24 protein-coding genes are annotated in these 26,153 nt (G+C 47.1%); 8 read left to right on the top strand and 16 right to left on the bottom strand.

The genetic code is table 11. The annotated features are described in order from the left end of the window. Position 1: 1 nt before the first annotated feature. Positions 2-1,222 (bottom strand): pulcherriminic acid synthase, encoded by a 1,221-nt coding sequence (gene cypX / locus BTA30_RS08560; RefSeq protein WP_076760822.1) that lies wholly within the window; start codon positions 1,220-1,222, stop codon positions 2-4. Then, the gene (locus BTA30_RS08555) at positions 1,219-1,968 is read right to left on the bottom strand and encodes a tRNA-dependent cyclodipeptide synthase (RefSeq protein ID WP_076760821.1); all 750 of its coding nucleotides are present in this window, start codon (positions 1,966-1,968) and stop codon (positions 1,219-1,221) included. The genes cypX and BTA30_RS08555 overlap by 4 nt, the downstream gene beginning before the upstream one ends. 518 nt (positions 1,969-2,486) lie before the next feature. Between BTA30_RS08555 and BTA30_RS08550 the strand changes: the two genes are divergently transcribed. The 8 genes from BTA30_RS08550 to BTA30_RS23345 all read left to right on the top strand — a co-directional run bounded on the left by BTA30_RS08550 (position 2,487) and on the right by BTA30_RS23345 (position 9,462). Then, positions 2,487-3,704, top strand: coding sequence for an MFS transporter (locus tag BTA30_RS08550; protein ID WP_076760820.1), 1,218 nt, complete (start codon positions 2,487-2,489; stop codon positions 3,702-3,704). A gap of 429 nt (positions 3,705-4,133) precedes the next feature. Next, on the top strand, positions 4,134-4,574 hold the full coding sequence (locus BTA30_RS08545) for an FGGY-family carbohydrate kinase (RefSeq protein WP_076760819.1): 441 nt from the start codon (positions 4,134-4,136) through the stop codon (positions 4,572-4,574). 130 nt (positions 4,575-4,704) lie between these two features. Further along, positions 4,705-5,466, top strand: coding sequence for a DeoR/GlpR family DNA-binding transcription regulator (locus BTA30_RS08540; RefSeq protein WP_076760818.1), 762 nt, complete (start codon positions 4,705-4,707; stop codon positions 5,464-5,466). A gap of 76 nt (positions 5,467-5,542) precedes the next feature. Then, a complete protein-coding gene (locus tag BTA30_RS08535; protein WP_076760817.1) occupies positions 5,543-6,094 on the top strand; it encodes a DJ-1/PfpI family protein in 552 nt (183 codons plus the stop codon). A gap of 122 nt (positions 6,095-6,216) precedes the next feature. Next, the gene (gene csoR, locus BTA30_RS08530; RefSeq protein WP_076760816.1) at positions 6,217-6,519 is read left to right on the top strand and encodes a copper-sensing transcriptional repressor CsoR; all 303 of its coding nucleotides are present in this window, start codon (positions 6,217-6,219) and stop codon (positions 6,517-6,519) included. 66 nt (positions 6,520-6,585) lie between these two features. Beyond that, positions 6,586-6,795 carry a copper chaperone CopZ gene (copZ, locus tag BTA30_RS08525; RefSeq protein ID WP_076760815.1) on the top strand — a complete coding sequence of 70 codons (210 nt, stop codon included), beginning with the start codon at positions 6,586-6,588 and terminating at the stop codon, positions 6,793-6,795. Between the two features lie 88 nt (positions 6,796-6,883). Continuing rightward, the gene (locus BTA30_RS08520) at positions 6,884-9,319 is read left to right on the top strand and encodes a heavy metal translocating P-type ATPase (protein WP_076760814.1); all 2,436 of its coding nucleotides are present in this window, start codon (positions 6,884-6,886) and stop codon (positions 9,317-9,319) included. Beyond that, complete coding sequence (locus BTA30_RS23345) at positions 9,316-9,462, top strand: hypothetical protein (RefSeq protein ID WP_164470223.1); 147 nt, start codon at positions 9,316-9,318, stop codon at positions 9,460-9,462. The genes BTA30_RS08520 and BTA30_RS23345 overlap by 4 nt, the downstream gene beginning before the upstream one ends. A gap of 517 nt (positions 9,463-9,979) precedes the next feature. Here the strand turns inward: BTA30_RS23345 and BTA30_RS08510 are convergent. From BTA30_RS08510 to BTA30_RS08445, 14 genes are all read right to left on the bottom strand, one after another. Then, the gene (locus BTA30_RS08510; protein ID WP_076760812.1) at positions 9,980-10,831 is read right to left on the bottom strand and encodes a tagatose bisphosphate family class II aldolase; all 852 of its coding nucleotides are present in this window, start codon (positions 10,829-10,831) and stop codon (positions 9,980-9,982) included. After that, positions 10,825-11,316 (bottom strand): PTS sugar transporter subunit IIA, encoded by a 492-nt coding sequence (locus tag BTA30_RS08505; protein WP_076760811.1) that lies wholly within the window; start codon positions 11,314-11,316, stop codon positions 10,825-10,827. Before BTA30_RS08505 ends, BTA30_RS08510 begins: the two co-directional genes overlap by 7 nt. Positions 11,317-11,332: 16 nt before the next feature. Continuing rightward, positions 11,333-12,727, bottom strand: coding sequence for a PTS fructose transporter subunit IIC (locus BTA30_RS08500; RefSeq protein ID WP_076760810.1), 1,395 nt, complete (start codon positions 12,725-12,727; stop codon positions 11,333-11,335). 14 nt (positions 12,728-12,741) lie between these two features. Continuing rightward, positions 12,742-13,656: a 1-phosphofructokinase gene (gene pfkB, locus BTA30_RS08495; protein WP_076760809.1), complete on the bottom strand. Its 915-nt coding sequence runs from the start codon at positions 13,654-13,656 to the stop codon at positions 12,742-12,744. 82 nt (positions 13,657-13,738) lie between these two features. Next, entirely contained in the window at positions 13,739-14,518 is a 780-nt protein-coding gene (locus tag BTA30_RS08490; protein WP_076760808.1) for a MurR/RpiR family transcriptional regulator, read from the bottom strand. A 106-nt stretch (positions 14,519-14,624) separates the two neighbouring features. Further along, positions 14,625-14,957, bottom strand: coding sequence for a four-helix bundle copper-binding protein (locus BTA30_RS08485; protein ID WP_076760807.1), 333 nt, complete (start codon positions 14,955-14,957; stop codon positions 14,625-14,627). 103 nt (positions 14,958-15,060) lie between these two features. Further along, the gene (locus tag BTA30_RS08480; RefSeq protein ID WP_076760806.1) at positions 15,061-15,990 is read right to left on the bottom strand and encodes a metal ABC transporter substrate-binding protein; all 930 of its coding nucleotides are present in this window, start codon (positions 15,988-15,990) and stop codon (positions 15,061-15,063) included. Positions 15,991-16,018: 28 nt separating this feature from the next. Further along, a complete protein-coding gene (locus BTA30_RS08475) occupies positions 16,019-16,879 on the bottom strand; it encodes a metal ABC transporter permease (protein WP_076760805.1) in 861 nt (286 codons plus the stop codon). Further along, positions 16,879-17,622: a metal ABC transporter ATP-binding protein gene (locus tag BTA30_RS08470; RefSeq protein ID WP_076760804.1), complete on the bottom strand. Its 744-nt coding sequence runs from the start codon at positions 17,620-17,622 to the stop codon at positions 16,879-16,881. Before BTA30_RS08470 ends, BTA30_RS08475 begins: the two co-directional genes overlap by 1 nt. 214 nt (positions 17,623-17,836) lie before the next feature. Beyond that, complete coding sequence (locus BTA30_RS08465) at positions 17,837-20,776, bottom strand: glycoside hydrolase family 3 protein (protein WP_076760803.1); 2,940 nt, start codon at positions 20,774-20,776, stop codon at positions 17,837-17,839. Between the two features lie 14 nt (positions 20,777-20,790). Next, positions 20,791-23,100 (bottom strand): alpha-xylosidase, encoded by a 2,310-nt coding sequence (yicI, locus tag BTA30_RS08460; RefSeq protein ID WP_076760802.1) that lies wholly within the window; start codon positions 23,098-23,100, stop codon positions 20,791-20,793. 16 nt (positions 23,101-23,116) lie between these two features. Continuing rightward, a complete protein-coding gene (locus BTA30_RS08455) occupies positions 23,117-23,935 on the bottom strand; it encodes a carbohydrate ABC transporter permease (RefSeq protein WP_239693648.1) in 819 nt (272 codons plus the stop codon). Next, positions 23,935-24,828 carry a carbohydrate ABC transporter permease gene (locus tag BTA30_RS08450; protein ID WP_076760800.1) on the bottom strand — a complete coding sequence of 298 codons (894 nt, stop codon included), beginning with the start codon at positions 24,826-24,828 and terminating at the stop codon, positions 23,935-23,937. Before BTA30_RS08450 ends, BTA30_RS08455 begins: the two co-directional genes overlap by 1 nt. 11 nt (positions 24,829-24,839) lie before the next feature. After that, positions 24,840-26,057 (bottom strand): ABC transporter substrate-binding protein, encoded by a 1,218-nt coding sequence (locus BTA30_RS08445; RefSeq protein ID WP_076760799.1) that lies wholly within the window; start codon positions 26,055-26,057, stop codon positions 24,840-24,842. Between the last annotated feature and the right edge of the window lie 96 nt (positions 26,058-26,153).

The following is a 26,153-nucleotide window of genomic DNA, read 5'->3' as shown; positions in this document are numbered from 1 at the left end:
GCTAACGTTTGGGATCAAACAGAATCCGGAGCGAGACGGGGCCGCGCGTGTAAAGCCCTGTCTCGCGATAAATGAAGTTTTTCTCCAGTTTGATATTTCGCATTTGATCCAAGACGATGTTTGCGACAAGTTCTATCTCTGTCTTGGCAAAGCCCGCTCCTACACAGTTGTGGACGCCTGAGCCGAATGCGACGTGCCGCGCCGCGCCGCTGAATGCGCTTTTGACGTCAAGATCGCCGCGGTGAATGTTGAACTCATCCGGATGTTCAAATGCTTCAGGATCACGATTTGCGGCGCCGATCATACAAAATACGGTCGTTCCCTCTTTCAGTTCGACACCGCCGATGACCGCGTCTTGGGACAGCTGCCGCGGAATGAGCTGCACCGGCGGCTTATAACGCAATGTTTCAGCGATCGCCTTCGGCACAAGTGAACGGTCTTCCAGCACATCATTCATTTGATCTGGATGATGCAGCAAATGATAGATCATCAAAGCGAGCGTCTTATCCGCAGGCTCTGTTGCAGCAAGCAATATGTTGAGAATCAGTGCGCGGATATCTCTGTCTGACATCGCTACACCTTCGTATTCTGAAGTGCAAAGGATTGATATTAAATCTTGTCCGGGATTTTCACGTCTTTCCGCGATGATCGGATTCAAATATTCTGCGAGCTGTTCACTGCATTTAAGGGAATGCTCACGGTCTTCAGGCAACTGATTCAAACTGGTAATGAAATCGGCGACACCGCTGTGCCAATTTCTGACCGTTTTGTGATCGTTCTTGTCCAAACCTAAAATATCCATGGTTACGCAAACAGCGAAGGTTTTTCCGAAATCATTGACAAGGTCGATCCGCCCTTTGTCGAGATGCGGCGCCAAAAGCCTTTCGGCATTCTCTTTAATCAGCGGAGTAAGGTGCTCAAGGGACTCGCCGATAAAACGCCGCAGAACAATCCTTCGTTTTGCCGTATGTTCTTTGCCCTTTATTTGGGCCAGAACAGGTCCGCGCATGACAGGTTCGGCTCGTTTGGCAAGCGACTTTGTCGTAAAGACATCCTGATGTTGGAGCACATGGCGAACGTCCTCATATCGGCTGAGGAAATAGCTGTCAAGCAATTCCTCATAGTGGACAGGATCTGTCTCCCGCAGATAAGAGAAGTATTTGTAAGGATCCTCATGGTATTGTTCAGACAACACGCTGAATGTTTTAAGCGATTGATTCATACTCGTTCCTCCTGCATGCTTTTAGATTCCACACTTTCGTCCAGTTCAGAAACCATAAGATACCCTTGATTCGGACGCATTCTTACGGAAAATTCATTTCTGGATATCTGTTCGCCGAGCTCCCAGGGGCGGTGATAAGCAAGAAGTGTCTCTTCCACGCCTAAAATATCCGGAGCGGCGATGAAAAACGGGAGTTCAGCGATGACATATTCAACAGCGAGATCAAGCATGGCTTGACTGACGTCTTGAATATCCATCTGAGTGCCGCGGGCCCGTCCAAGGATAGCCGCATTCGACATCTCTAAGCAAGCTTTACGGAAATGAGGCTGTTCAAAAAAGGCATCTTCGACTTCCATCCGCAAGTGATGGTATGCGGCCTGATCCGTGAAATCGGAGAATGTATGGATCGCTTCGGGATTCCCGCCATGCGCCTCAAGTGCTCTTTCCGCAAATCTCCGGTTCCGTGAGACTTCTTTCCTCACTTTTCGTTCAGCCTTTCCTTTTGGAGTGCCGAGCGCTTCAAGAAGATTGGCTGCTTCCTTTCCTGCCAAAAGCACGGACACGTCTTGAAATTCATGGACGGCCCAGCCGATGAGCCGATCAATATAATCTTCAGAGAATCGGCTGTTAAACGGGCTGATGCCAATGAGAACATGGCGTTTGCGCTTCAAAATGTCATGGCAGTTTTGAGATAAAGTTTCGGTTTTGAATGGCCTGTGTTTGCTCTCAATCATAAGCTCTGTCATTGATTTCCTCCTTAGCGAACATAGAATGACTTCTTTTGCAATCAATGATGTATATAAGGCGGCTTATAGAGCTGGGAATAGGCTGGTCTCATTTCAGTATGGATCGTGAAGAATACAGCGATGATGCGAGTCGTGGTGAAGGGGTATGGAAATGATAAGTATGAGCTCAAAATAAAACCGGTTAAAGATTTAAAGTTTACTAGTAAACAATAGTCATTTTATCCCTAACTTTTCCAGCTGTCAACACAATTCAAATTCAAAATATGAAAATATTCGTAACTTTTCTTCCCTAATTTGAGGATATTTTATCAGGAATGTGCAGGTAGATCCTTTATAATAGGGCGGTAGAGAGAGAAATGTTAAAAATGTGTAAAAAATCTTAAAATGATTAAAAGGTTTCATTGTTGACAATTAGAAAGAGCAGAGTTACAATTATTTTTGTTAACTGGTAAACGATTTTCCGGGTTGTTCTATGCATATTATTAACGAATAAACAAAAATAAGGCAGGCGGTTTTAAATGAAACCCTTGAAATTAAGCTCTTCATTCATTTTGTACTTAGTGTGTATAAGCGCGTTTTTTGCATCGTTAAATCAAAATATTTATTCACCCATTATTCCTTTAATCAGAGATTCGTTTCATGTATCGGTTTCGATGGTGAACCTGTCTGTTTCGCTGTTTATTTTTATTACGGCGGTTATGCAGATCATTCTTGGATCGATTGTTGATTTTAAAGGTGCGAGATTTGTGATGATGGCAAGCATCGTCATAACCGTCATTGCCAGCATCGGCTGCGCCGCCGCTCAGGATTTTACACTGTTTCTTATTTTCAGGGTGCTGCAAGCGGTTGGAACAGCCGCGCTGCCTCTTATCGCAGCGACAACAATCGGCGGTTTATTCGAAGGAACGAAGCGGGGCAGTGCGATGGGAACGTATCAAATGCTGCTTTCGGTGGCGCCAGCAGCGGCGCCGATACTTGGAGGATTCATCGGCGAGCGCTATAATTATCCGGGTATTTTTTGGTTTCTGACCGGGCTGTCCGTCATTCTGCTTTTGGCAAATGCATTTTACTTTCCGCGTGAGGACACGGGGAAGAAAGCGAATATGACCGCAAACAAACTCATGTCACACTATACGGACATATTCAAAAACAGGACGGGAAATGCGATTTTGATTTTAAGCTTTCTCATCTTTTTCATTTATTTTTCCATTATCGTATACCTGCCGATTTTATTAACGGACAGCTACCATCTTGACCTGAAAATCGTCGGTTTGCTTTATTTGCCGATAGCGGTCAGTACAATTGCCGGCAGTATGCTGTTTAAATGGATCCAAAAGAAAGTATCGCTCGGACGCCTGTTTTTGTACGGCAATCTAACGGCGGCCGGAAGTATTGTCTTTTTCGGTTTCACCCATTCATTCTCACTTGTCTTTATGTCCGCCGCTCTCGTCCTTTTTGGTATCACGATGGGGCTCATTCCGCCGCTGTTCTCGACAATGATGACGAACGAATTTGAGGATAACAGAGGCAGTGCGTTAGGGATGTTTAACTTTATCAGATACACCGGAATGGCCTGCGGACCTATTCTATCAGGTTTTCTTCTAGAAAGGTTGTCATCGGTTTCCGTATTTGGCTGGTTCGGAATCGCATACGCAGCTGCCAGTCTGCTGCTGCTGATAGCGGGGCTGAAAACGAACCATTCAACATCGCAAAAGCAAAAAGCTGCCAGATCTTGAGTCTGGCAGCTTTTCTCACGTTTTGCGGTCAAAGCCGTTCTGTTTCCCACACGCCTTTTCTCAGACGCATAGGCCGTTACCAATAGACCGGTAGATGAAATCGGGACAGAGAGATCCTTCGAAATAGAGGTTCATATACCCATAACGACGTATTCGGCTAAACCGATGGAAAACGTGCAGACCATAAATATCATGGTGATCAGCTTGACTGGTGCATGGTGTTTCTGTTCATCGTTATCCCTCTTTAAAAAACATGAGATGATCTATTAAAAGATTAAAAGGGGAGATTTCAAGGGTTTTTTGCTGTCGAATATGGTCCTGATAAACGGAGAAATGATGCCAAAAAACATTCCGCTTTCTTAAAAACATGATGGGATTGCGGCTTTTCCGCGCTGCCAAGCCGATTGGGAGAAAGAAGGACTGCGGTATTTGAAGCTTGCCGGACGTTCAGCTGGATTTAGATCAGCGATTGGTCCGGATGACAGCATGTTTCTCAATCCTGTCAATATGCCTGAGATAATTCAGAACTACTGCCGAAACACAGACCAGGAAGTACCGGAAGCGCCGGGAGAGATCATCCGCTGTGTGCTGGAAAGCTTTGCGCTGGAACGGATTGAATCGCTTATTGGAAAACAATACGAAGGGCTCCATATGGTCGGGGGCGGCATTCATAATGAGCTGTTTTGCCAGTACACGGCCAATGTATTGGCAAGGGAGGTCTGGGCGGGACCCTCTGAAGCGAGTGTGATCGGCCATATTGCCGTTCAGGCCATAGTACTTGAAATGTTCTCGGATGTCCAGGAAGCGCCGCAGGCCATTAAAGCATCATGTGCGCAAAAGACATATGTCCCTGAATATGTTAAGATTTAGGGGGCGGCTTTTAAACATATGAGGAACAAATTCTCGGTGTCCCTTCCTGCTGAAAACATTTCCAGGAACGGCGCTGATGCGCTATTATGGAAGAAACAATGATTTTTCTATAGAGGAAGGAAGTAAACGGATGCTTGTAGCTGAAAGACATCAAAAAATCGTTGAGCTTGTCAATCTGCGTTCGAGCGTACGCGTCACCGAGCTGAGTGAACTGTTTTCGGTCACGGAGGAAACGATCAGGCGCGATTTGGAAAAGCTTGAAAAGGAGAACAAACTGAAAAGGAGCCATGGAGGCGCCGTCACTGTACAGACTGAAGAAGCAGAGATTCATTTTCGGGAGCGGGAGATTACAAACGCCGTTGAAAAGAAAATGATCGCATATGAAGCCGTCAAGCTTGTTGAAAGCGGAGAACGGATCATCCTCGATGCCAGCACGACGGCGTGGTATATGGCAAAAACGCTGGAGAACATTCCGCTGACTGTCATTACGAATTCAGTCAGAGTGGCGCTGGAGCTTTCCAAAAAAGAGAAAATGACGGTGATTTCAACGGGAGGAATGCTCCTTCCGAAATCGATGTCATTTGTCGGACCGCTGGCCGAGCGCTCTCTTGACATGTATCACGTCAACAAAACATTTCTTTCGTGCAAAGGCGTCGATCCTGTAAACGGCTTAAGCGATTCAAACGAATGGCAGGCGCTCTTGAAAAAGCGAATGATCGATATCGCCGATCAAACGATCTTAATGGCAGACAGCAGCAAATTCGGCAAGCGGGCTTTTTCACAAATTGATCAGCTCCATGACGGGTATAAGGTCATCACAGATTCAGGAATCGGCAAAGGCAGTTTTGAGGCGCTGAAGGAGAAAACGGAACAGATCACCGTTGTCGGCTAAAGACTGAGCACCTTGTTTTAAAATAGGGGCCGCATCAGATAAAATAGAAGGGGAAAAAGGAAAGGAGATGTTTTGGATGGCGAAGAAGGTTTTGATTGTAACTGGTGACGCAGTGGAAGCATTAGAGGTGTACTATCCTTATTACCGCTGTCTTGAAGAAGGTTTTGAAACGACGATTGCCGCACCAGAGAAGAAAAAAATTCATACGGTTGTCCATGACTTCTTAGACTGGGATACATATACCGAAAAACCGGGATATTTAATTGATGCGCACGCTTCATTCGATGAGATCGACCCTTCCGATTATGACGGTATCATCATTCCGGGCGGCCGCGCACCCGAATTCATCCGGATGTATGATTCGTTATTGAAAATTGTCGCTCATTTCTTTGAAGAAAATAAACCGGTCGGCGCCATTTGTCATGCGAGCCTGATTTTCACAAGCCTGAGAGAACATCTGCAAGGCCGCGAGCTGACGGCTTACATTGCCTGCAAACCTGAAGTCGAAGCGGCGGGCGCGACTTATATCGAAGAAAAGCTGCATGTGGAAGGGAATCTTGTTTCAGGACATGACTGGTCGAATCTGCCGGAATTTATGAGAGAATTTTTCAAAGCATTAAACAGATAAAAACAGAAAAGATGACCCTGTGCTAAAATGGGGTTGTCTTTTTTTAGACATGTTTTGGTTTAGATTTTATAATGATATCAAGAACATTGTGGCAAAACTATACATGAAGGAGAGGTGTTCCGATGCCAGATCATGATGGCCATGCGTTAAACCCTAAAAGCTCCAAAGAAAAAGAACAAATCACAAACCGGCTGAAAAGAATTGAAGGACAAGTCAGGGGCATTCAAAACATGATTGAAGACGACCGGTACTGCGTCGATATTTTAGTTCAAATCTCTGCCGTTCAAGCGGCCATGCAAAAGGTGGCTTTCAGCCTGCTGGAAAACCATACACACCACTGTGTGGCAAACGCCGTGAAGAGCGGTGAAGGAGAAGCGGCGATTGAAGAGCTGCTTGATGTATTTAAACGGTTTTCAAAATCATAAGATCGTTTCGCTCTCTTGAAATACCCTACAGGGGTATGGTAATATGAAAATAAGGAGGTTTTAAATATGGAACAAAAAACGCTGAAAGTTGAAGGTATGTCTTGCAATCATTGTGTTCAGGCTGTTGAAGGGAGCGTCGGCAAGCTAAGCGGCGTTGAAGCCGTCAAGGTGGATTTAAGCGCAGGCAAGGTTGACGTATCATTTGATTCAGGCAAAGTATCGCTGACAGAGATCGTTGATGTGATTGAGGATCAGGGGTATGATGTCGCAGACTAGAAAAAACGGCGCGCTTCAAAAGCGCGGTTTTTTCTGTCTAAATGAGGCTGAATATATACCTGCGTGGGGTATATAAGGAGTGAGAAACATGGATGGACAAAAGGAAACCACTCTTCAAATATCAGGCATGACCTGTGCAGCCTGTGCTGCGCGAATTGAAAAAGGCTTGAAAAGGCTGGACGGCGTTGAAGCCGCAAATGTGAATTTGGCGCTGGAAAAATCCAAAGTCGTGTATGATCCGGCTAAAATTGAAGTCGGGCAGCTGGCTGAGAAGGTTGAGTCGCTCGGCTATCAAGTAGCTGCCGAAAAAGCCGAGTTTGCGATTTCAGGCATGACCTGTGCCGCATGTGCAAATCGCATTGAAAAGCGCCTCAACAAGCTGCCGGGTGTGAAAAGCGCCGCTGTCAATTTTGCCCTTGAGACGGCGGCAGTCGAATATCATCCGGGCGCAGTTTCTCTGGAGGATATGAGAGAGGCTGCAGATAGGCTCGGCTACAAGATGGTATTAAAAGCAGATCGCGGCCGGGACAGTGCGGCAGAGCAAAGAGAAAAAGACATCCAAAATCAAACCGGCAAATTTATTTTTTCCGCCGTTTTATCCTTTCCTCTGCTTTGGGCGATGGTCAGCCATTTCCAGTTCACGTCATTTATATGGCTGCCGGAAATGTTTATGGACCCATGGGTGCAATTCGCCTTGGCTACGCCGGTTCAGTTTATCGTCGGCAGACAATTTTACGTCGGCGCCTATAAAGCGCTGCGAAACAAAAGTGCAAACATGGATGTGCTGGTTGCACTGGGAACGTCGGCCGCTTATTTTTACAGCCTTTATTTAAGTATGAAAAGTCTTGGAAGCGATCAGCATGCAGACGGGCTTTATTATGAAACAAGCGCCATTCTCTTGACCTTGATTATTTTAGGAAAGCTGTTTGAAGCGAAAGCGAAAGGCCGCTCATCAGAAGCGATCAAAAAACTGATGGGACTGCAGGCGAAGACGGCGACCATCGTCAGAAACGGCGAAGAGATCACCGTGCCGATCGAAGAAGTTTTGGCCGGCGATATCATGTATGTCAAACCTGGAGAAAAAATTCCTGCGGACGGAGACATTGTCGAAGGCCGTTCAGCGTTGGATGAGTCAATGATTACCGGTGAAAGCATCCCCGTTGACAAAACGGTCGGAGATACGGTCATTGGGGCTACAATCAATAAAAATGGATTTATAAAAGTCAGAGCCGAAAAGGTAGGAAAAGATACCGCTTTGGCGCAAATCATTCAAGTGGTGGAAGAGGCGCAAGGTTCAAAAGCGCCGATTCAGCGGCTCGCGGACCGGATTTCCGGGGTATTCGTACCGGTTGTCGTTGTGATCGCCATCATGACGTTTCTCGTTTGGTATTTGTTTGTCAGTCCCGGCGAATTTGGCACGGCGCTCGAAAAGCTGATCGCCGTGCTCGTGATCGCATGTCCGTGTGCACTCGGGCTGGCAACACCGACTTCGATTATGGCGGGGTCCGGCCGTGCGGCTGAATACGGCATTTTATTTAAGGGCGGCGAACATTTGGAGACGGCTCACCGCTTAGAGACGATCGTGCTTGATAAAACGGGAACCGTAACAAATGGCAAGCCGCAGCTGACCGATGTCCGTCCAGCGCCATGGATTGATGAAATACAATTTCTCAAACTGGCCGGGACGGCAGAAAGAAATTCCGAGCATCCTCTTGCCGAAGCGATTGTAGAAGGGATCAAACAGAAGGGAATTGAACTGAGCGATCCCGCCCGCTTTGAAGCGATACCCGGATACGGTATCGAAGCCGCTGTCAGCGACAGGCGGATTTTCATCGGCACAAGGCGCCTCATGGATCGGCATGGGATTGATATTCAGCAGGGCGTCTCTGAGATGGAGAAGCTTGAAAAGCAAGGAAAGACGGCGATGCTAATGGCTGTTGACGGACGCTATGCCGGGCTGATTGCCGTAGCTGATACGATCAAAGATACATCAAAAGCAGCCGTGGGAAGGCTTAAAAGTATGGGACTCGAGGTCATCATGATGACCGGAGACAACCGGAAGACGGCTGAAGCGATTGCAGCTGAAGCGGGAATTGATCATGTCATTGCCGAAGTTCTGCCTGAAGGAAAAGCGGAAGAAGTGAAAAAAATCCAGGCGGAAGGCAAAAAAGTCGCCATGGTGGGCGACGGCATCAATGATGCTCCCGCACTTGCGGCGGCTGATACCGGAATGGCCATCGGAACAGGCGCTGACGTTGCAATGGAAGCTGCTGACATTACCTTGATCCGCGGTGATTTAAACAGCATCGCCGATGCGATCGGCATGAGCAGGCTGACGATCAAAAACATTAAACAAAACCTTTTCTGGGCTTTTGCTTACAACAGTATCGGCATTCCGTTTGCCGCACTGGGGCTTTTAGCGCCATGGATAGCCGGTGCGGCGATGGCGTTCAGTTCGGTGTCGGTCGTGTTGAACGCGCTCAGACTGCAAAAGGTAAAACTGGAATGGAGGAATCCGTCTTGAAAAATAAGAGAGTACTCATTTGGACGGTTTCAGCGGTTGCTTATGTCGGCCTCGTCATCGGAGTCTACAGTCTATTCTTCGGCCAAAATTCCATTCCGGAAAAACAGCCTTCGAACCATCAGTCAGAGATGCAAATGAAATGAAAGACGTGAAAAAAACAGGCGCGCAACACAAGCGGGCCTGTTTTTTAGTTTTCGTCTGCTTTTTGGAAGGTGTTGCCCTTCTGATCTTTCACAAACAGCTTCCCTACCATTTTATTCAAGGCGATCAAAAGATAAGGATTTTTCTCATGACCCCTGCTTGAATCATTCGCTTGAATGACCACAGTTCATTCTGTTTCGACTTTTGATATGTTGACATCAGACACATCGGCTTCCTTTCCTTTCTCCTTTTCGCCTAGAGAAAGCACCACCATCTTCTTTCCCTCAGAGATTGTAAAGACTTTGTAACCTCTCAATTCAGGGTGTTTTTGAAGGTGTGATCCATATTGCTCAAGATCAGCGCTTTCTTCATGAATGCGGTTTTTTTCCAAAATCCAATATAGCTGGCAGCAATCATTTCTTGATGTTGCCCACTCCCTTGAAAAGTAAATATTTGTATATTGGTATTACCACAGGATTTATCCTGCTGTATCAATGACTAGCATGCGGGTTTTTGAGTTTAATATCTTCCATTGCTCATACACATCAAGATTTTGTCTTCGATGATCTTTTTCATCGCTTCTTTGGCGGGAGCCATATATTTTCTTGGATCGCTCGCTTTAGGATTTTCAGTTAAATAATGCCGCAGCTGATTGGAAAAAGGAATTTTTAATTCTGTTGCAATATTTACTTTTGTACATCCCAGTTCAATACACTTTCTGACGTCTTGTTCGGGAATGCCGGATGCACCGTGCAGGACAAGCGGGATAGAGACGCGCTTTTGGATCTCTGCAAGCCGGTCAAAATCGATTTTAGGCTCTGAAGAATAAAGGCCGTGGGCCGTTCCGATCGCAACGGCCAGCGAATCGATTCCGGTTTTCTCGACAAAATCCTTGGCCGCATCCGGATCTGTGTAATAAGCGTCGGCTTGATTTACGACAAGATCGTCCTCCTGTCCGCTGAGCCGTCCGAGCTCCGCTTCAACAGTCGCGTCTTTTTGACGGGCATAGTGAACGACTTCCTCCACAATGGCGGTATTTTCTGCAAATGGATGATGGGAAGCGTCAATCATCACGGATTTCGTCCCCAATGCTAAAGATGCTCGAATATCATCGATTTGCTCATGATGGTCAAGATGGAGAGCGACAGGTACCGTGCAATTCGCCGCAGCCGTTTCCGCAATCGTTTGAATATAATCGCGTCCTGCATAGCTGAACGTTCCAGGGGTAGCGGCTAAAATGACGGGGGATCTAAGCGCTTCGGCCGTTTCGGCAACAGCCTGAACGGTTTCGAGATTATGAATGTTGAAGGCTGGCACCGCATAGCCGTTTGCCTGGGCGTCCAGGAGCATTTTTTTCGTGTTGGTCAGCATTTTGATTCCCTTCTTTCGTAATAGAATGAAGCTAAATCGTTTGAGATGATGCGCCCGATATCTTCACAGCTTTCCGCCTCAAGCAGCTGCTGTCTGACATCTTCATGGACGAGCATGCGCGACAGGGATGATAATAGCTGCAAATGCGTGCTGTTTGCTTCGGCATCAGGTATGAGTAAAGCAATGATAAAGGTGACGGGCGTCTGATCAAGAGAATTCCATTCAATGCCTGTCTCGTTTTTGATAATCAGCACCGCAGCTTCTGTGATGTCCTCAAGTTTTGTATGGGGGATGGCGAATCCGTCGATAAAGCCGGTTGTACTTTCGGCTTCTCTTTTCGCTAAACCATCTATGAGCGCGTGCTTTGATTTGGCCAGCCCCAATTCATAAGCGAGCTGAGCCAACCGCTCAAAAACTTCCTGTTGTGAAGACAATGCTTCCTGAAGATAGATGTGCTCTTTCTTTAAAAATACAGCTGTACTCATGATGAATCAGCCTTTCTTAGTTTTTTTCATAGGTTCGTTTTTGATAAAAGCCGTACATGAAAGCGCCGATAAGCGAACCGATCAGTATCGACAGCACCCATTGAAACGCTCCGTTTACGACGGGAAGTACAAGAAATCCGCCGTGCGGAGCCGGGACTTGCACTGCGAAAAAATATGTTAAAATGGCCGATGCCGATGAACCGATCATCAAAATCGGGATGACAGGGATCGGTTTTTTTGCGGCGAACGGGATTGCGCCTTCCGTAATGTGGGTGGCGCCCAAGATAAAATTGACAAGCCCTGCATTGCGATCCTGCTGGCTGAAATACTTTCGGAAAAACAAAGTGGCAAATGCAATGACAAGCGGCGGGGTGATGCATGCGGCTGAGACGCCGGCCATAAAATACTGGTTTCCTTCGGCGAGCAGCGCGGTCCCTGTCACATATGCCGCTTTATTGACCGGTCCGCCCATGTCAAACGCGCTCATACAGCCGATGATCAGGCCGAGAATGATGGGATTTGCCCCTTGAAAATCGGCTAAAAAGTTTTTCATGCCTTCATTGATGGCGGTCATCGGCTCTACTAAAACAAACATAACGGCTCCGATCAGGAAAATGCCGAGCACGGGGAAAAGGAAAATCGCTTTTAATCCTTCCAAAGACTGCGGCATGTTTTTCAGTACATAAGATAAGCCGTAAATGATCAGTCCGGCTAAAAATCCGGAGACGATTCCGCCCAAAAAGCCGGCTCCGCCCGTGCTTGCGATCATTCCGCCGATAAACCCGACAATCAGCCCCGGACGTTTGGCCATCGAATCGGCGATATATGCCGATAGAATCGGAACCATCAGCTGGAATCCGAAAGCGCCCGTTTTGTTCAGCAGTGCGGCAAAGGCGTTGTAGCTCGGATGTTCGGGATCGGCTGAATGGATGCCGAATAAAAATGAAAGTGCGATCAAAACTCCTCCGCCGACGACGAACGGGAGCATATGGGAAACGCCGTTCATCAGATGTTTATACATTTTTCGGCCGGCCGAACCGGACGCGCTGATATTTGTTTCAGACGCTGACTTTTCGGCTTCTCCCTTGCCGTAAATCGGCGCCTTTCCATTGATCATCGTTTGAATCAATGCTTCCGCATCCCGGATTCCGCGGGCGACGGGCACATCGAGGACGGGTTTGCCTCTAAAACGCTCAGCGCCAACATCCTTGTCCGCCGCAATAATGACGCCGTCAGCCTGTTTAATGTCATCAGCTGACAGTTCATTTTGCACGCCGACCTGGCCGTGGGTTTCCACTTTGATGTCGACTCCGAGCTTGGCGGCGGCCTGTTTTAAAGCTTCTTCAGCCATAAATGTATGGGCGATTCCAGTCGGACAGCCTGTCGCAGCGATGATTTTGATGTTTGCCATTTTGAAAACCTCCTTTATAAATGAGTAATCCGAATGTGTGAAACCATCTCATCAAGTCTGGACAAATCTCCGAGACCTTTTGAAAATGCCGTCAGCGCCCCGGCGGCAGACGCCAGTTTTAAAGCTTCTTCAAGAGGAAAACCAAGTTCCTGTTTGCCGATGAACACCGCAAGCATGGCATCTCCCGCACAAGCGGTGTTGACGACTTCGCCTTCGGCCGACGTCGCTTTTATTGTCGTTTGGCGGTCAAAGTAGATCGCTCCGTCTTTTCCTCGGGTCACGAGCACCCGTTCAGCTCCCCGGTTTAAAAGCTCCTGCCCATAATGAAGGATCTCCGCTTCTGACAGCGCTTTCTTGTGACCGAAAAAAGCGGCCAGCTCCTGTTCATTCGGTTTAATCAAGTACGGATGATACGGAAGGCAGTCGAGGAGCGCAGGCGAACTGATATCTAAAATCAGCTTTAATCCCCGTTTGGCGGCAATGGCGGAAAGAAGCGGATAAATGTCGTCATTGATGCCTTTCGGAAGGCTGCCTGAGATAAATAAAAAATGGCCGAAGGGAATATATTCCATTTTATTGATCAGTTCTTGTTTGCAGGCTTCTGATATAAGCGGGCCTTTGTTGACAATTTTGAATTCACGGCAGGCGTTGATAAAAATATTGATTCGGGAAATACCGTCAACCTGTACAAAATCGGTTGCAATCTTTTCTCTTTTCAGCTCCTCTTCAATAAAGCGGCCTGTAAAGCCCCCGGCAAACCCGAGCGCCGTATTGTCAAGGCCGAGGCGTTTCAGCATAAAAGAAATATTGACTCCTTTTCCATTGGGCTGGTAATCTTCATCTGTAGTGCGATTGACAATATCGGGAAGCAAATCGTCAGTTTCAACGAACAGGTCGACGGCGGTATTCATCGTGCATGTATAGATCATGTTGTTCCCCCCTTTATCTATGACTTCACAGACATTATGTCACAGATAAAAGAGGGGATGTTTACAGGTTGTGTAAAGGTTTTCAGGCGTGGGCGGTGCGAATCACATACGAATCAAGCATGATGCGGGAGAGGACTTGCAGAGGGAGGCGTGAGCGGACTTCATAGTCCGGAAAAAATGACTGTTCGCCTTTGAATCCGACTAATACGATCTCCGACATTTTCGCGAGACGCGAGTCGATTCTCGTCGTTAATGTAATCGAGGAAATCGTTTGTACTTTAAGATTGGCAGCGGCTTCAACCAGCTCTTCCGTTTCGCCGTTCAGCGAAACAAATAAGCCGAGATCATGATTTGACAGTGTTTTCGATTTGCCTCTGATAATGTTCGGATCGCTGTGCATCTCACAGTTTTTTCCGAGCAGCTGGAGCTTGATCGTCATTTCCGTACCGATCATTTCAGATAATCCTCTTGCAAAAATATAAATTTTTTCGGCATTGTTGATTTTTTGGATGGCATCTTCAATCAGTCCGATATCAAGCATTTTGATCGTATCAAGGACTTCTCGTTCATTTTTCAGCACAGCCTGTTTGATTTGGCTGTCGATATCATCCATCAGGGGAGTATGTCCAAGCTGATGGCTCTCTCTGAGTGCATATTTAAAAGATGTGTAACCGTCATAACCGAGCTTTTTCATCAGCCTGACGATCGTAGCTGTTGAAACATTGGCATTCTCGCTTAATTTGACAATGGACTGGGTTGAAATCATATCCAGATGCTGATAAATATACTCAAGCAAATGCCTTTCAGAATCGCTGAGTGCCTGATATGTGTCAGAAGTCATTTGAAATACGCCGTCTTTCATATTTGAACCCCCTTTTATAGTCATATTGTATCAGGTTGAAAGGGGATCAGATGAAAAAAATAAAAAACCGGCGCGCCGTATGTTATGGCACGCCGGATATTCCGCTTTACGAAGCCATTTTTCTGCACGCTTCCGCACATCTGAAGCAGCTTTCCGCACATGCCTGGCAGTGGTCATGCTTGTGCAGGCTGCATTCATTTCCGCATGCTTCACAAACCTTTGCACATAATAAACAAATGTCTTCAGCATATGGGCTGTTTCGTGTCATCGCTTGAACAGCAATGGCGCACATTTCAGCGCATTCCCGGTCCAAACGGATGCATTCGGCCATCATGCCGCTGTCTTCTTCCATTAAACATTTGTCAAAGCAGTGATTGCAGGCATAAAGGCATTCCTGGCAAGCTTTGATGCATTCTTCATAAACAGATTGATTTTCCACAGTAAAACACTCCTTTTTCTGCACTTTCTGTTCTTGTACCCTGCTTAATAATCGTCCAAACACGCGAAAAAAACTGCTGTACATTTGCACAGCAGTTCGTGATTTATTCGGCGAGCCCTTTATGGATTCGGTCAAGGTTCTCTTTCATCATCTGATAATATGAATCTCCGTCTTCACCGGGTTTTCCGATGGAATCGGTAAATACCTTTCCTTTAATCGGTACGCCGGTTTCCGCTGACAGGCTTTCCATACTGCGCGGGTCAACGCTTGTCTCCACAAATAAAGCCGGAACTTTCTTTGTCTTCACCGTGTCGACGATTTTTTTCATTTGGCCTGGCGTGCCTTCATTTTCGGTATTAATCTCCCAAATATACTTGGCGTCCACACCGTAGGCTGAGGCGAAATATTTAAAGGCGCCTTCGCTTGTCACAAGGATCCGCCGTTCCTCTGGTACATCTTTAAAACGGTTGACTGCTTCATCATGAAGCTTTTGAAGTTTTTCAATATAGGCTTTCGCATTTTTTTCATAGTCCGCTTTATGATCGGGGTCGTTTTTGATCAGCGCATCTCTGGCATTTTCGGCATATTGAATCCCGTTTTGAATATCGAGCCATGCATGCGGATCTTCTTCCGTTTCTTTTCCTTTGGAGGTGAGATGCTTTGCTTTGACTCCCTCGCTCAGCTTGTAGACGGGAGCGTCATCGCCGCCTTTTTCAGCCGTCTCAAGCAGCTTGTTAAACCAGCCGTTGCCCGTTTCCAGATTCAGGCCGTTATAAAAGACGATATCAGCGTCCGCCGTTTTTTGAACGTCTTTTGGCAGCGGATCGTATTCGTGCGGATCTGTTCCGACAGGTACGATGCTGTATAAATCGATGTGATCCCCTCCGACATTTTTGACGATGTCATAGAGAATGGAGTAGGTGGTGACGACTTTCAATTTTCCGCTTTCACCGCTGCTGCTTTTTGAGGAGCAGCCGGCAGCGAGAAGCAGAATCACAGCCGCCAGAATCGCTAATGTTCGTTTGCGTTTCATTTCGAGTTTTCCCCCTTTATTTTTTCGATTAGTTTTGAAGTGCTGCTCTTTTTCTTCTGGATTTCAAAGATCTCCATAGAACGCCTTGTTTTGGAGAAAACATAAAGGCGAGCCCGAACAGGATCGTCGCCACAAGCACAATCGCCGCCCCTGATGAGAGGTTGTACGTATAGCTTAAACCGAGACCGATGACGGCTGACAATGCGCCGAAGAAGGCGGCCAAATAGATCATCACCCATAGCCGATCCGTTAATAAATAAGCCGTGGCGGCAGGTGTTATCAGCATTGCGACGACGAGAATAATCCCGACGGTCTGAAGCGATGCGACCGTGACCATTGTCAAAAGCGTCATTAAAAAGTAGTGGATCAGCCGGTTCGGCAAGCCGTAGACGGCGGCCATCGTCGGATCGAAAGAGGTGATGAGCAGCTCTTTATAAAATAAAAAGACAGCTGTGAGTATAATGATGCCGATGACGAGTGTGATCCACATGTCAGATGAACGAACGGCCAGCACATTGCCGAACAAAATATGGTATAGGTCGCTTGAGCTTTTGACAAGCGTGATCAAGATGATGCCGATCGCGAAAAAGGCGGTAAAGACAATGCCGATGGCCGAGTCGTTTTTAATCCGGCTGTTTTGACTGACATAACCGATTCCAAGGGCCGTCAGTATTCCTGTAAAGACGGCGCCGAAGAAAAAGTTGACGCCAAGCATATAGGAGATGGCGACACCGGGCAGGACGGCGTGTGAAATGGCATCACCCATCAGCGCCATTCCGCGTAAGATGATAAAGCAGCCGATCACACCGCAGATGATGCCCACCATAATGGAAGTGAACAGTGATTTTTGCAGAAAGGAATATTCCATCAAGCCGTTTATAAATTCCATCAGATTGCCCCCCTTTGTGTTTGCAGAAACGGAAGCTGGGATTCATAGGCTTTCATCATGACATCCGGCTTGAGAATGTCAGAGACGGGACCTGTTTGAATCAGCTCTTTGTTCAGCAAAATTAATTCATCGAAATAGCTGTCCGCTTTGTTCAAGTCGTGATGGACGACAAGGACGGTTTTTCCTTCATCACGCAATTCCTTTAATATTTTGACGATCATGTCTTCGCTTGTCACATCGATTCCGACGAATGGTTCATCAAGGCAAAACAGCTCCGCTTTTTGAGCGAGCGCCCGCGCGAGAAAAACACGCTGCTGCTGTCCTCCTGAGAGCTCGCCGATCTGGCGCTTCGAGAATGAAGCCATTCCGACTTTTTCCAGACAGTGATAGGCCAAGTCTTTGTGATGCTTTTTCGGACGCCGGAGGATGCCGAGTTCAGGATATGTTCCGAGCAGAACCGTATCGAGAACATTGATGGGAAACGTCCAATCCATATCATTTCGCTGAGGGACATAGGCGATTTTTTGGCGAACAGCTTTAAGCGGTCTTTCCAGCAGGCGGATTTCGCCTTTATCTCTCGGAATCAACTCCAGTACAGCTTTCAAAAGCGTCGATTTTCCGGCACCGTTCGGTCCGATAATACCGGCCATTTTTCCTTGATCAATCGAGAAATTGATATTGTGAAGCGCTTCTGTGCCGTGATATGAAACATATAAATCTTTTACAGTCATTGCGGGTTTCATAGCATTCATTAACCCCTTTCTATGTCTATATCAAATTTAACCTGCATACAATATTTTTATCTTGGCAATTTTTTATTACCTAAAGACATTTTTTTTACCTAATGCAACTTTTATTGAATTCTAATACATATCTCCTAAATTGTAAAGCTTTTAAATGGCTAAAAAAATGACGAAGGCCATGCAGAACATACTGCATGGCCTTCATCATTTTTTGTTATTGCTGAAATTGAAATGTATCGAGTGAAATGTTCCCTTTGAAAACGAAATATACGTGATGTGTGCCTGCTGTTTTTTGAACGGATGTTTTGATCGTTTTCCAGTTTTGCATACCAGATGTATCAGGCACCTTTAATGAACCGATCTTTTTTCCTTTCTTGGGATGGCCCAGGTAGATGCAGATCTCTCCGCCTCCGCTGCTTGAAACTCTCGCTTTCAGCCGCTTTTCACCTTTTAAACGGACATTTTGAAAGGAGATCCATGCGTCTGCTTTCATATTTTTCACCGCATCACCGCCGTTTTTAGATTCCTCGGTCATCTGTACGCCTTTGTAGTCGTCATAGTTTTCAGCCTTTGTTTTTTTCGCCAAGTTCCGTTTTGGAATCGTTTCTCCTTGGACGAAGACCCGCTTCGTCTGGCGGATATCTTTCGATGAGCTGCCGACGGCGATTTGGTACAGCCCTTTTTCAACGGCAAATTTTTCTCTTGTCACATCCCAAAAAGCAAGGTCTGATGGTTTCAGCTTGAAAGTCACGGTTTTCGTTTCTTTCGGGGAAAGCGTGATTCGCTTGAATCCTTTCAGATCTTGCTTAGGCTGCTTGACCCGTGTTTTAAACCGGGGGGAGGTATAGAACTGGACGACTTCATCTCCTTTTCTGCTGCCTGTATTGGTGATGTTGACACGCACCTTTAAAGTTCCGCCTTTTTTCAGGTTTCCGGTAGAAACGGTTAATTTGTCATAGCGAAACGATGTATAAGATAAACCGTGGCCGAACGGATAAAGCGGTTTTCCGTCAAAATATTTATAGGTTCGTTTTCCTTTTATGATGTCGTAATTCATCATATCTGGCAGCTCATTGACAGAGGTGTGCCAAGTTTGCGTTAAGCGCCCTCCCGGATTTTCGCCGCCGAAAAGGATATCAGCCAAGGCGCTTCCCGCCTCCTGTCCGCCGTGGGCGGAATACAAAATGGCAGGGATGTGTTTGTCGGCCCAATTCAAAGCGAACGGGTAGCTGCTTGTGACGGCCAGCACGGTGTTGGGATTGGCTTTATATACGGACTTTACCAGCTGTTCCTGGGCGGGAGGGAGCTTGATATCTTCCCGGTCTTCGGTTTCCCGTCCATTGATGTAAGGGTTGTTTCCGACAAAAACAATCGCTTTATCGGCGGATTTTGCCAATTGAACCGCTTCATCTGTTCCGGATTTGACGATGGTTTTCGAAAATTTTTCGGCCGCAGTGGCCGGTTTTTCGGCGGCCGCCGTTAATGTTCCGTCTTTTCCGGCGGTGACGTATTTGCCGTTTGCGGTATTTTTGATGGCAAATGTTCCGTCAGGCTGTTTTTCGAACTGAAAGGTTTCGCGGACCGTCCAGCCATTGGGCTGTTTTTGATCTGCAAGGAAGCGGCCATCGTCTTGAAGAGAGACATAGAGGCCATTCGCTTGAGCGCGCAGGGTGTATAGATCTTCTCCCCAATCGGCCAAGTCAAATGTCTCGCTTTTTTGAAGTTTGCCTGCAGCTGCTGTTAACGGCTTTTTGCCGTCCGGGCCGGCCGTCACATATTTTCCGGTCAGCACAGACTTGAACCCGCTCTGTTCGGTTCCTTCTGTAAAAGAGACGCGCTCTTCACCGGTTTTTTCTGTGATTCCGTCAAGCGGAGTCTTTTGATAAGGCATTGTTCCGCTGTACCAATCTTCATACAGGACATCGGCAAACGGGCCGATCACCGCGATGTCTTCATCTGCCTTCTGATCGAAGGGGAGAAGCTGTTGATTGTTTTTTAATAAAACAATTGATTTTTCCGCGGCTTTTTTCGCCAGCTTCTGATGCTTCGGGCTGTTGATGACTTCATCTGTCAGGCGGCCGTATGGGTTGAGTTCATCGGGATCAAATTCGCCGGTGCGAAAGCGAAGGCTGAACACGTTTGTCAATGCCTGATCCAAGTCTTTTTCAGAGATGAGTCCTTTTGTTAAAGCTCCCCTGATCGCGGTCTTGGTCAGTTCGGGATTTTGATCCTGGTCTGTGAAGCTGTCAACGCCTGCTTTCACGGCGTGCGCGTGCGCTTCTTCATGGCTGTCATAATAATGATGGTCATTGACGATTCCCGAAGGATCAAAAGCGTCGCTGACGATAAAGAAATGGTCACCGGCCCATTTTTGTTTGACAGTGTTTTGAAGAAGCGGACTTAAAATGGCGGGTTTGTCGTTGATTGAATTGTAGGCCGGCATCAGGCCGAACGCGGCTTCTTTTGAAATGGCGGTTTCAAACGGTTTCAAATAATATTCCTGCAAATTCCTCGGGTCAATGCTTGAAGAACTGAAGCCCCGGTCTGTTTCATTATTGTATCCGAGAAAATGTTTTAGAGTTGGAATCGTTTTCAAATAAAAGGGATGATCACCTCTTAAGCCTGAAGCATAAGCCGTGGACATTTCTCCAGTTAAAAAAGGGTCTTCGGAATAGCCTTCTTCATTTCTGCCCCATCTCGGGTCGCGCAGCAAATCGACAACAGGCGCCCAGACATTGACTCCGTTTGCCGCAGGGTCAAGATGGTTGAAGCCGCGGACTTCATCACCGACCGCCGAGCCGACTTGTTTGATTAAGGCCTGATCCCAAGTATGAGCAAGACCGACAGCTTGGGGAAAAACGGTGGCTTTCCCGAGCCAGGCGACACCGTGAAGCGCTTCAGTGCCCGTTTTGAAAGCGGGAATCCCGAGGCGCGGAATGGCGGGCTGATACTGATGCATCAGTGACACTTTTTCATCAAGCGTCAGCCGTGAGATCAAATCGCTGACCCTTTTCTGGATGGGAAGCTTTGGATTTTGAAACGGATAATCGTAGGCCGGGGCTTTGGCCGCCACAGACTGCGGCAGACTGAAGCCGGCGATGGAAAGGGCGGTGCATATCAGTGACAAGGCGAGGATACGGACGATTTTCAGCATGTTTTCACTCCTTTTCAGAAAAAGATGACAACATCGCGATGCGCTTCTTTTGGCTGAATCGCGGTTCCTTCCTGAAGCGCTTCCATGGATCCGTTCATGACCGAGCTGACAGAAGATCCGCAGATCAAAAGCCTCCATTTCTTTTGGACGCCCGTTGTTTTCACCGTGAGTGTATGTTGATTTCTAGAAGCCTTGATCGTCATCGCTTCGTGTTTTTCATTATAAATCGTCTGTTCTGCCGTGCATCCGTCTTTTAAATGGTAAAGACGGAATGTCACACCATCGAGATAATCGTAATCCGGACGGTTTGATTCGTGTCCGATCGGCAGCAAGGTGTTTTCCCGGATGAAAAGAGGGAGTCCCATATAGCCGTATTTCTCTTCCTGCCACTTTCCGCCTTCCGTTTCTTTTCCTGTTAACAGGTGTGTCCACGTTCCTTTCGGGAGATAGTACGAGACAGCGCCGTTTTCCTGAAAAACAGGAGCGATGAGAAGGTTCTTTCCAAGCATGTATTGGCTGTCAAGCCAGTGGCAGGTCCTGTCTTCAGGAAATTCGAGCAGCATAGCCCGCATCATCGGAATACCTTCTGTGTGCGCGCAGTAAGCTGCAGCGTAAAGGTACGGCATGAGCCGGTGCTTCAATTTCACAAAGTATCTCATCACATCGGCCGCTTCTTCGTCAAACAGCCACGGAACCCGATACGATTCACTGCCGTGCAGGCGGCTATGTGTCGACAGCAGGCCAAACGCGGTCCAGCGTTTATATAGGTCGGCTGATGCGGTGCTTTCAAATCCGCCGATATCGTGGCTCCAGAAGCCAAAGCCTGAAAGGGAAAGCGACAGGCCTCCGCGAAGGCTTTCCGCCATTGAGTCATAGCTGGCAAAGCAGTCCCCTCCCCAGTGAACGGGGAATTGCTGGCTGCCGGCAGTCGCCGATCTTGCAAAAACGACGGCTTCCTGGTCTCCGCGTTTTTTCTTCAGAAGGTCGAATACGGTTTTGTTATAGAGAAATGAATAATAATTGTGCATTTTTTCGGGATCTGAACCGTCAAAGTATACGGCGTCTGCCGGGATTCTTTCGCCGAAATCTGTTTTAAAGCAGTCGACGCCCATATCGAGCAGGTTCTCCAGCTTTGAACAGTACCATTCGCGCGCTTTTTGATTTGTGAAGTCAACGATCGCCATTCCCGCCTGCCACCGGTCCCACTGCCATACATCTCCCTGTCTGTTTTTCAAAAAATAACCGTTTTCTTTTCCTTCTTGAAAAAGCTTTGACTTTTGGGCGATGTAAGGATTGATCCATAAGCAGATTTTCAGGCCTTTTTCTTTCAAGCGGCTGAGCATGGCTTGCGGGTTCTGAAAAAAGCGTTCATCCCATTCAAAATTGCACCATTCAAACTCTTTCATCCAAAAGCAGTCAAAATGGAAGACGCTGAGCGGAATATCCCTTTCTTTCATCCCGTCAATAAAGCGGGTGACCGTCTCTTCCGAATAATCGGTTGTAAAAGATGTCGAAAGCCAAAGTCCGAAAGACCATGCCGGCGGAAGAGCGGGCTTTCCCGTCAACAAGGTATATCGCTTTAAAACGTCTTTCGGCTCTGAGCCGCTGATGATGAAATAATCAAGTGATTCGCCTTCAACGGAAAACTGGGCTTTTGAGACGACTTCAGAACCGATTTCATAGGAGACCAGTTCAGGATGATTGACAAACACGCCATACCCTTTGTTGGACAGGTAAAACGGGACATTTTTGTATGCCTGTTCAGTGCTTGTTCCTCCGTCCTTGTTCCAGATATCAACGGACTGCCCGTTTTTCACAAATGCCGTAAAACGCTCCCCGAGTCCGTAAATCATTTCGCCCACACCGATATCAAGCTGCTCTCTCATAAAAGTCCGGCCGTCATCACCCGCGATGTAGGCGAGGCTGTTCGGTTCGCTGCCAGTCAGCCTTTGTTCACTTCGCAAAAATTGATAGCGCCAATCGGTTTTGCTCACTTTGACGCTCAAGCTGCCGCTTCGGAGCGTCAATGCGTCGTCATCTTCCGAAATCTCCGGCTTCATATTTGTCGTATAGAGGGCAAAGCCCGGTTTTTTATGCATGCTTCCATTAAAATGGAAAACCTGAACGCGGATCACACCTTCAAATGGGCTGGAAAACCTGACGGTGAGCATACGGGTATCCAAAGTGTCGCCCCTTTTCTGAATGCCTTTGACAGGCCCGTAAACCGTCAATGAGTGTTCATCAATCCGGTGATCGTAAGCTTCCTTTGGCGTATTGATGTCATAGCCGTCCCGGGTGAGCCAGTAGCCGTCGGAAAATTTCATTGTCAAGCACCCTTTCTTATTTGATTGAACCGCTGACAAGTCCTTTGACAAGCTGCTTTTGAAGCATGACAAAAATGATGATGACTGGCAGAACCGATATAACGGCAAATGCCATCAGATCATTCCACTGAATGCCATATTGGCTGATGACATTATAGATCCCGGCCGTTAGCGGCCACAGTTCCTGGTTTCTGTTGAATGTCATGCTGTAAATCAAATCTCCCCATGTGAAAAAGAAGGAAATCGCCCCGCTCACGGCAATTCCAGGCATGGCAACGGGCAAAATGATGCGGATGAATGCCGTAAAACGGCTGCATCCGTCAATTTTTGCGGCATCCTCAAGATCCTTTGGAATTCCGAGAAAAAAAGTCCTGAGCATTAAAACCGAAAAAGGAATCCCAAGAGTTGCAGAAGCTAAAATCGGGCCAATGTACGTATTGAGAATGTTCAGCTTGTTAAACACAATGAATAGCGGCGTCAAAATGACGGTGGCCGGAAGCATTTGCGTGACGAGGAACAGCAGGATAAACAGTTTTTTGCCCCAAACTTGAAACCTGGCCAAGCCGTAGGCGGAAGGGACGGCCAAGAGCAAAACGATGATGGCTGTAATTCCTGAAATCACGACGCTGTTCATGAAGTGTCTCGCGATCCCTTCTGTGAAAACCGCTTGAAAGCCGGAAAGCTGAAATGTCTCCGGCCACAATGAAGGGGGGACCTTAAACAATTCGGCTTCGCTTTTAAAAGCCGTCATCATCATCCAGTAAACAGGAAACAGAAAAACGGCCGTGATCAAGACCCCGATACAATTGAGGAGCCATTCCTTTCGTCTCGGCATCATGACATCACCTCATCTTTTTTGATCAATCGCAAATAGACGAGACTGACCAAAAGGAGAATGAAAAATAAGACATTGGCGCTTGCTGCCCCCATGCTGAACTGAAACTCATTGAAAGAATAGCGGTAGCTGACAGTTGAAAGCACTTCTGTCGAATGAACCGGACCGCCGCCCGTCATGACGAAGACAAGGTCAAACACTTTGAAGGTATAAATAAAGCCGAGCATCATGACGACTGTGATCACCGGCCGTAATAAAGGCAGGGTTAAGTGGATGAATTTCTGAAAACCGTTGGCGCCGTCAAGGCTTGCACTTTCATAAACATCCTCGGGAAGGGAGCTGAGGCCGGCTGATATCAGCAGCATATTGAAGGGGATGCCGACCCAGATATTCGCGATGATGACGGACCAAATCGCAATGTTCGGGTTTGACAGCCATGGGATGGGGCTGTCGATGATGCCCCATGAAAGCAGGAGCTGATTGAAAACCCCTTCGCCTGAAGCCATCATAAACTTAAATAAAAGCGCCGTAATCGTCAGCGGAATCAGCCAGCTCACCATCATCAACCCGCGGAGAAACGGAGCAAGCCGGAATTTCATGCTGAAAAACAAAGCCAGCAAAAAACCGATTGTAAATTGAAAAACGACGCTTCCGGCTGTATAAAGCAGCGTGTTTTTCAAAGACACCCAAAACACTTCTTCTTGAGCGAGCTGTTTATAATTCTCAAACCCTATAAAGCCGGCGTCTTGAGAGGCTAAATTGGAAAGCGACAGATTCTGAAAGCTCAGCATGATATTGTAGATTAATGGATAGCCGATTAGAGCAAGCATAAACAGGACTGCCGGAAACACAAAGAAATAACCTTCCCATTTGCGGACGAATGCTTTGATCATGATCAAACTCCTTACTTTAATGTGTCGACCTTCTGTGCCGCTTTATCCAGCGCTTCCTTCGGCGTTTTGCTTTCACTTAATGCCTCCTGCAAGGCCATTTGCAGCGCTTCGGACATGTCCGGCCAATCTTTGGAAGGCCCTCGTGCTGATGCGATATCCATAATGGGAATAAACGACTTTAGATTCTGATCGGTCTTCCAATGATCCGACGTTTCCAGCAGATCTTTCCGCGGCGGGAATACGCCGGTTTCCGCCGTCAGTGTCTCAAGCCGCTCAGGATCGAGAAGCCAGGTGATAAAGTCCCATGCGCCTTCAGTGTTTTTTCCTTTGACAACGGCGATGTTTTCTCCGCCGAGGGCAGACGCATACTCTTTATCTTTCGGGATAAAGGTGATGCCGTAATTCAAATGTCCGACCTCTTTCAACCGTTCAATGTTCCAAGAGCCGTTGATCATCATGGCAAGCTGCCCTGCAGCGAACTGTCTGGCCAGATCATCCTGGGTGGCGTTTAACACTTCCTTGCTCATAGCGCCTTCCTTTACTAAATCCGCCAAAAATTGCAGGGAAGAAACAGCTTCCTTTGATTGCAGGCTGTTGAGATCTGCGCCTGAAGACAGTAAAAACGGATAAAATTGAAAAGCGCCTTCCTCAGATTTAACCGCCGACATCGCAAACCCTTTCGTATGGCCCTGGCTCGCTTTTTTCGCCGCTTCTTTCAGCTCGCTCCATGTTTTGGGAGGCTCAGACACCCCGGCATCCTTCAGCAGATCGTTGTTGTAAAACAATGCCAGCGCATTGCTTGCAAAAGGAATGCCGTAATATTTGTTTTCATAAAGGGCTGATGATAAAGGCCCTTCATAAAACTGATCAATCTGCCCCCATTGTTCCGCTTTGTCCGTCAAATCCTCAAGAATGCCCATCGCGGCAAAAGAAGCATTGTCTACATTATCAAGGAAAACGGCATCAGGCATAGCATTTCCCGCTGTTCCGACAGACAGCTGTTTTTTCACTTCGTTAAACGGAATGTACTCTGTCACCACTTTATACTGATCCTGCGACTGATTGTACTGATCGACAAGCTCATGATACAGCTCTTGCTGTTTGCCGGTGAAATAATCCCAGACTTTGACTTCTTTTGCATTCTTCTCATCGCTGCCTCCGCTCTTGCAGCCTGTGGAAAAGACCAGCAGAAAGGCGAAGCAGATCATCATAAGACAGGATGTTTTCAAAAACGCTCACTCCTTGTGAATGAAGCTTGTTAGTTTAATAGCTAAACTAAGTATATTTGGGCAGCACTTCCAATATGCCATTTGCGTTTTGGCGCA

Source organism: Bacillus swezeyi, assembly GCF_001969815.1.
Lineage (GTDB): Bacteria > Bacillota > Bacilli > Bacillales > Bacillaceae > Bacillus > Bacillus swezeyi.
This window is presented reverse-complemented; position numbering and strand designations above follow the sequence as displayed.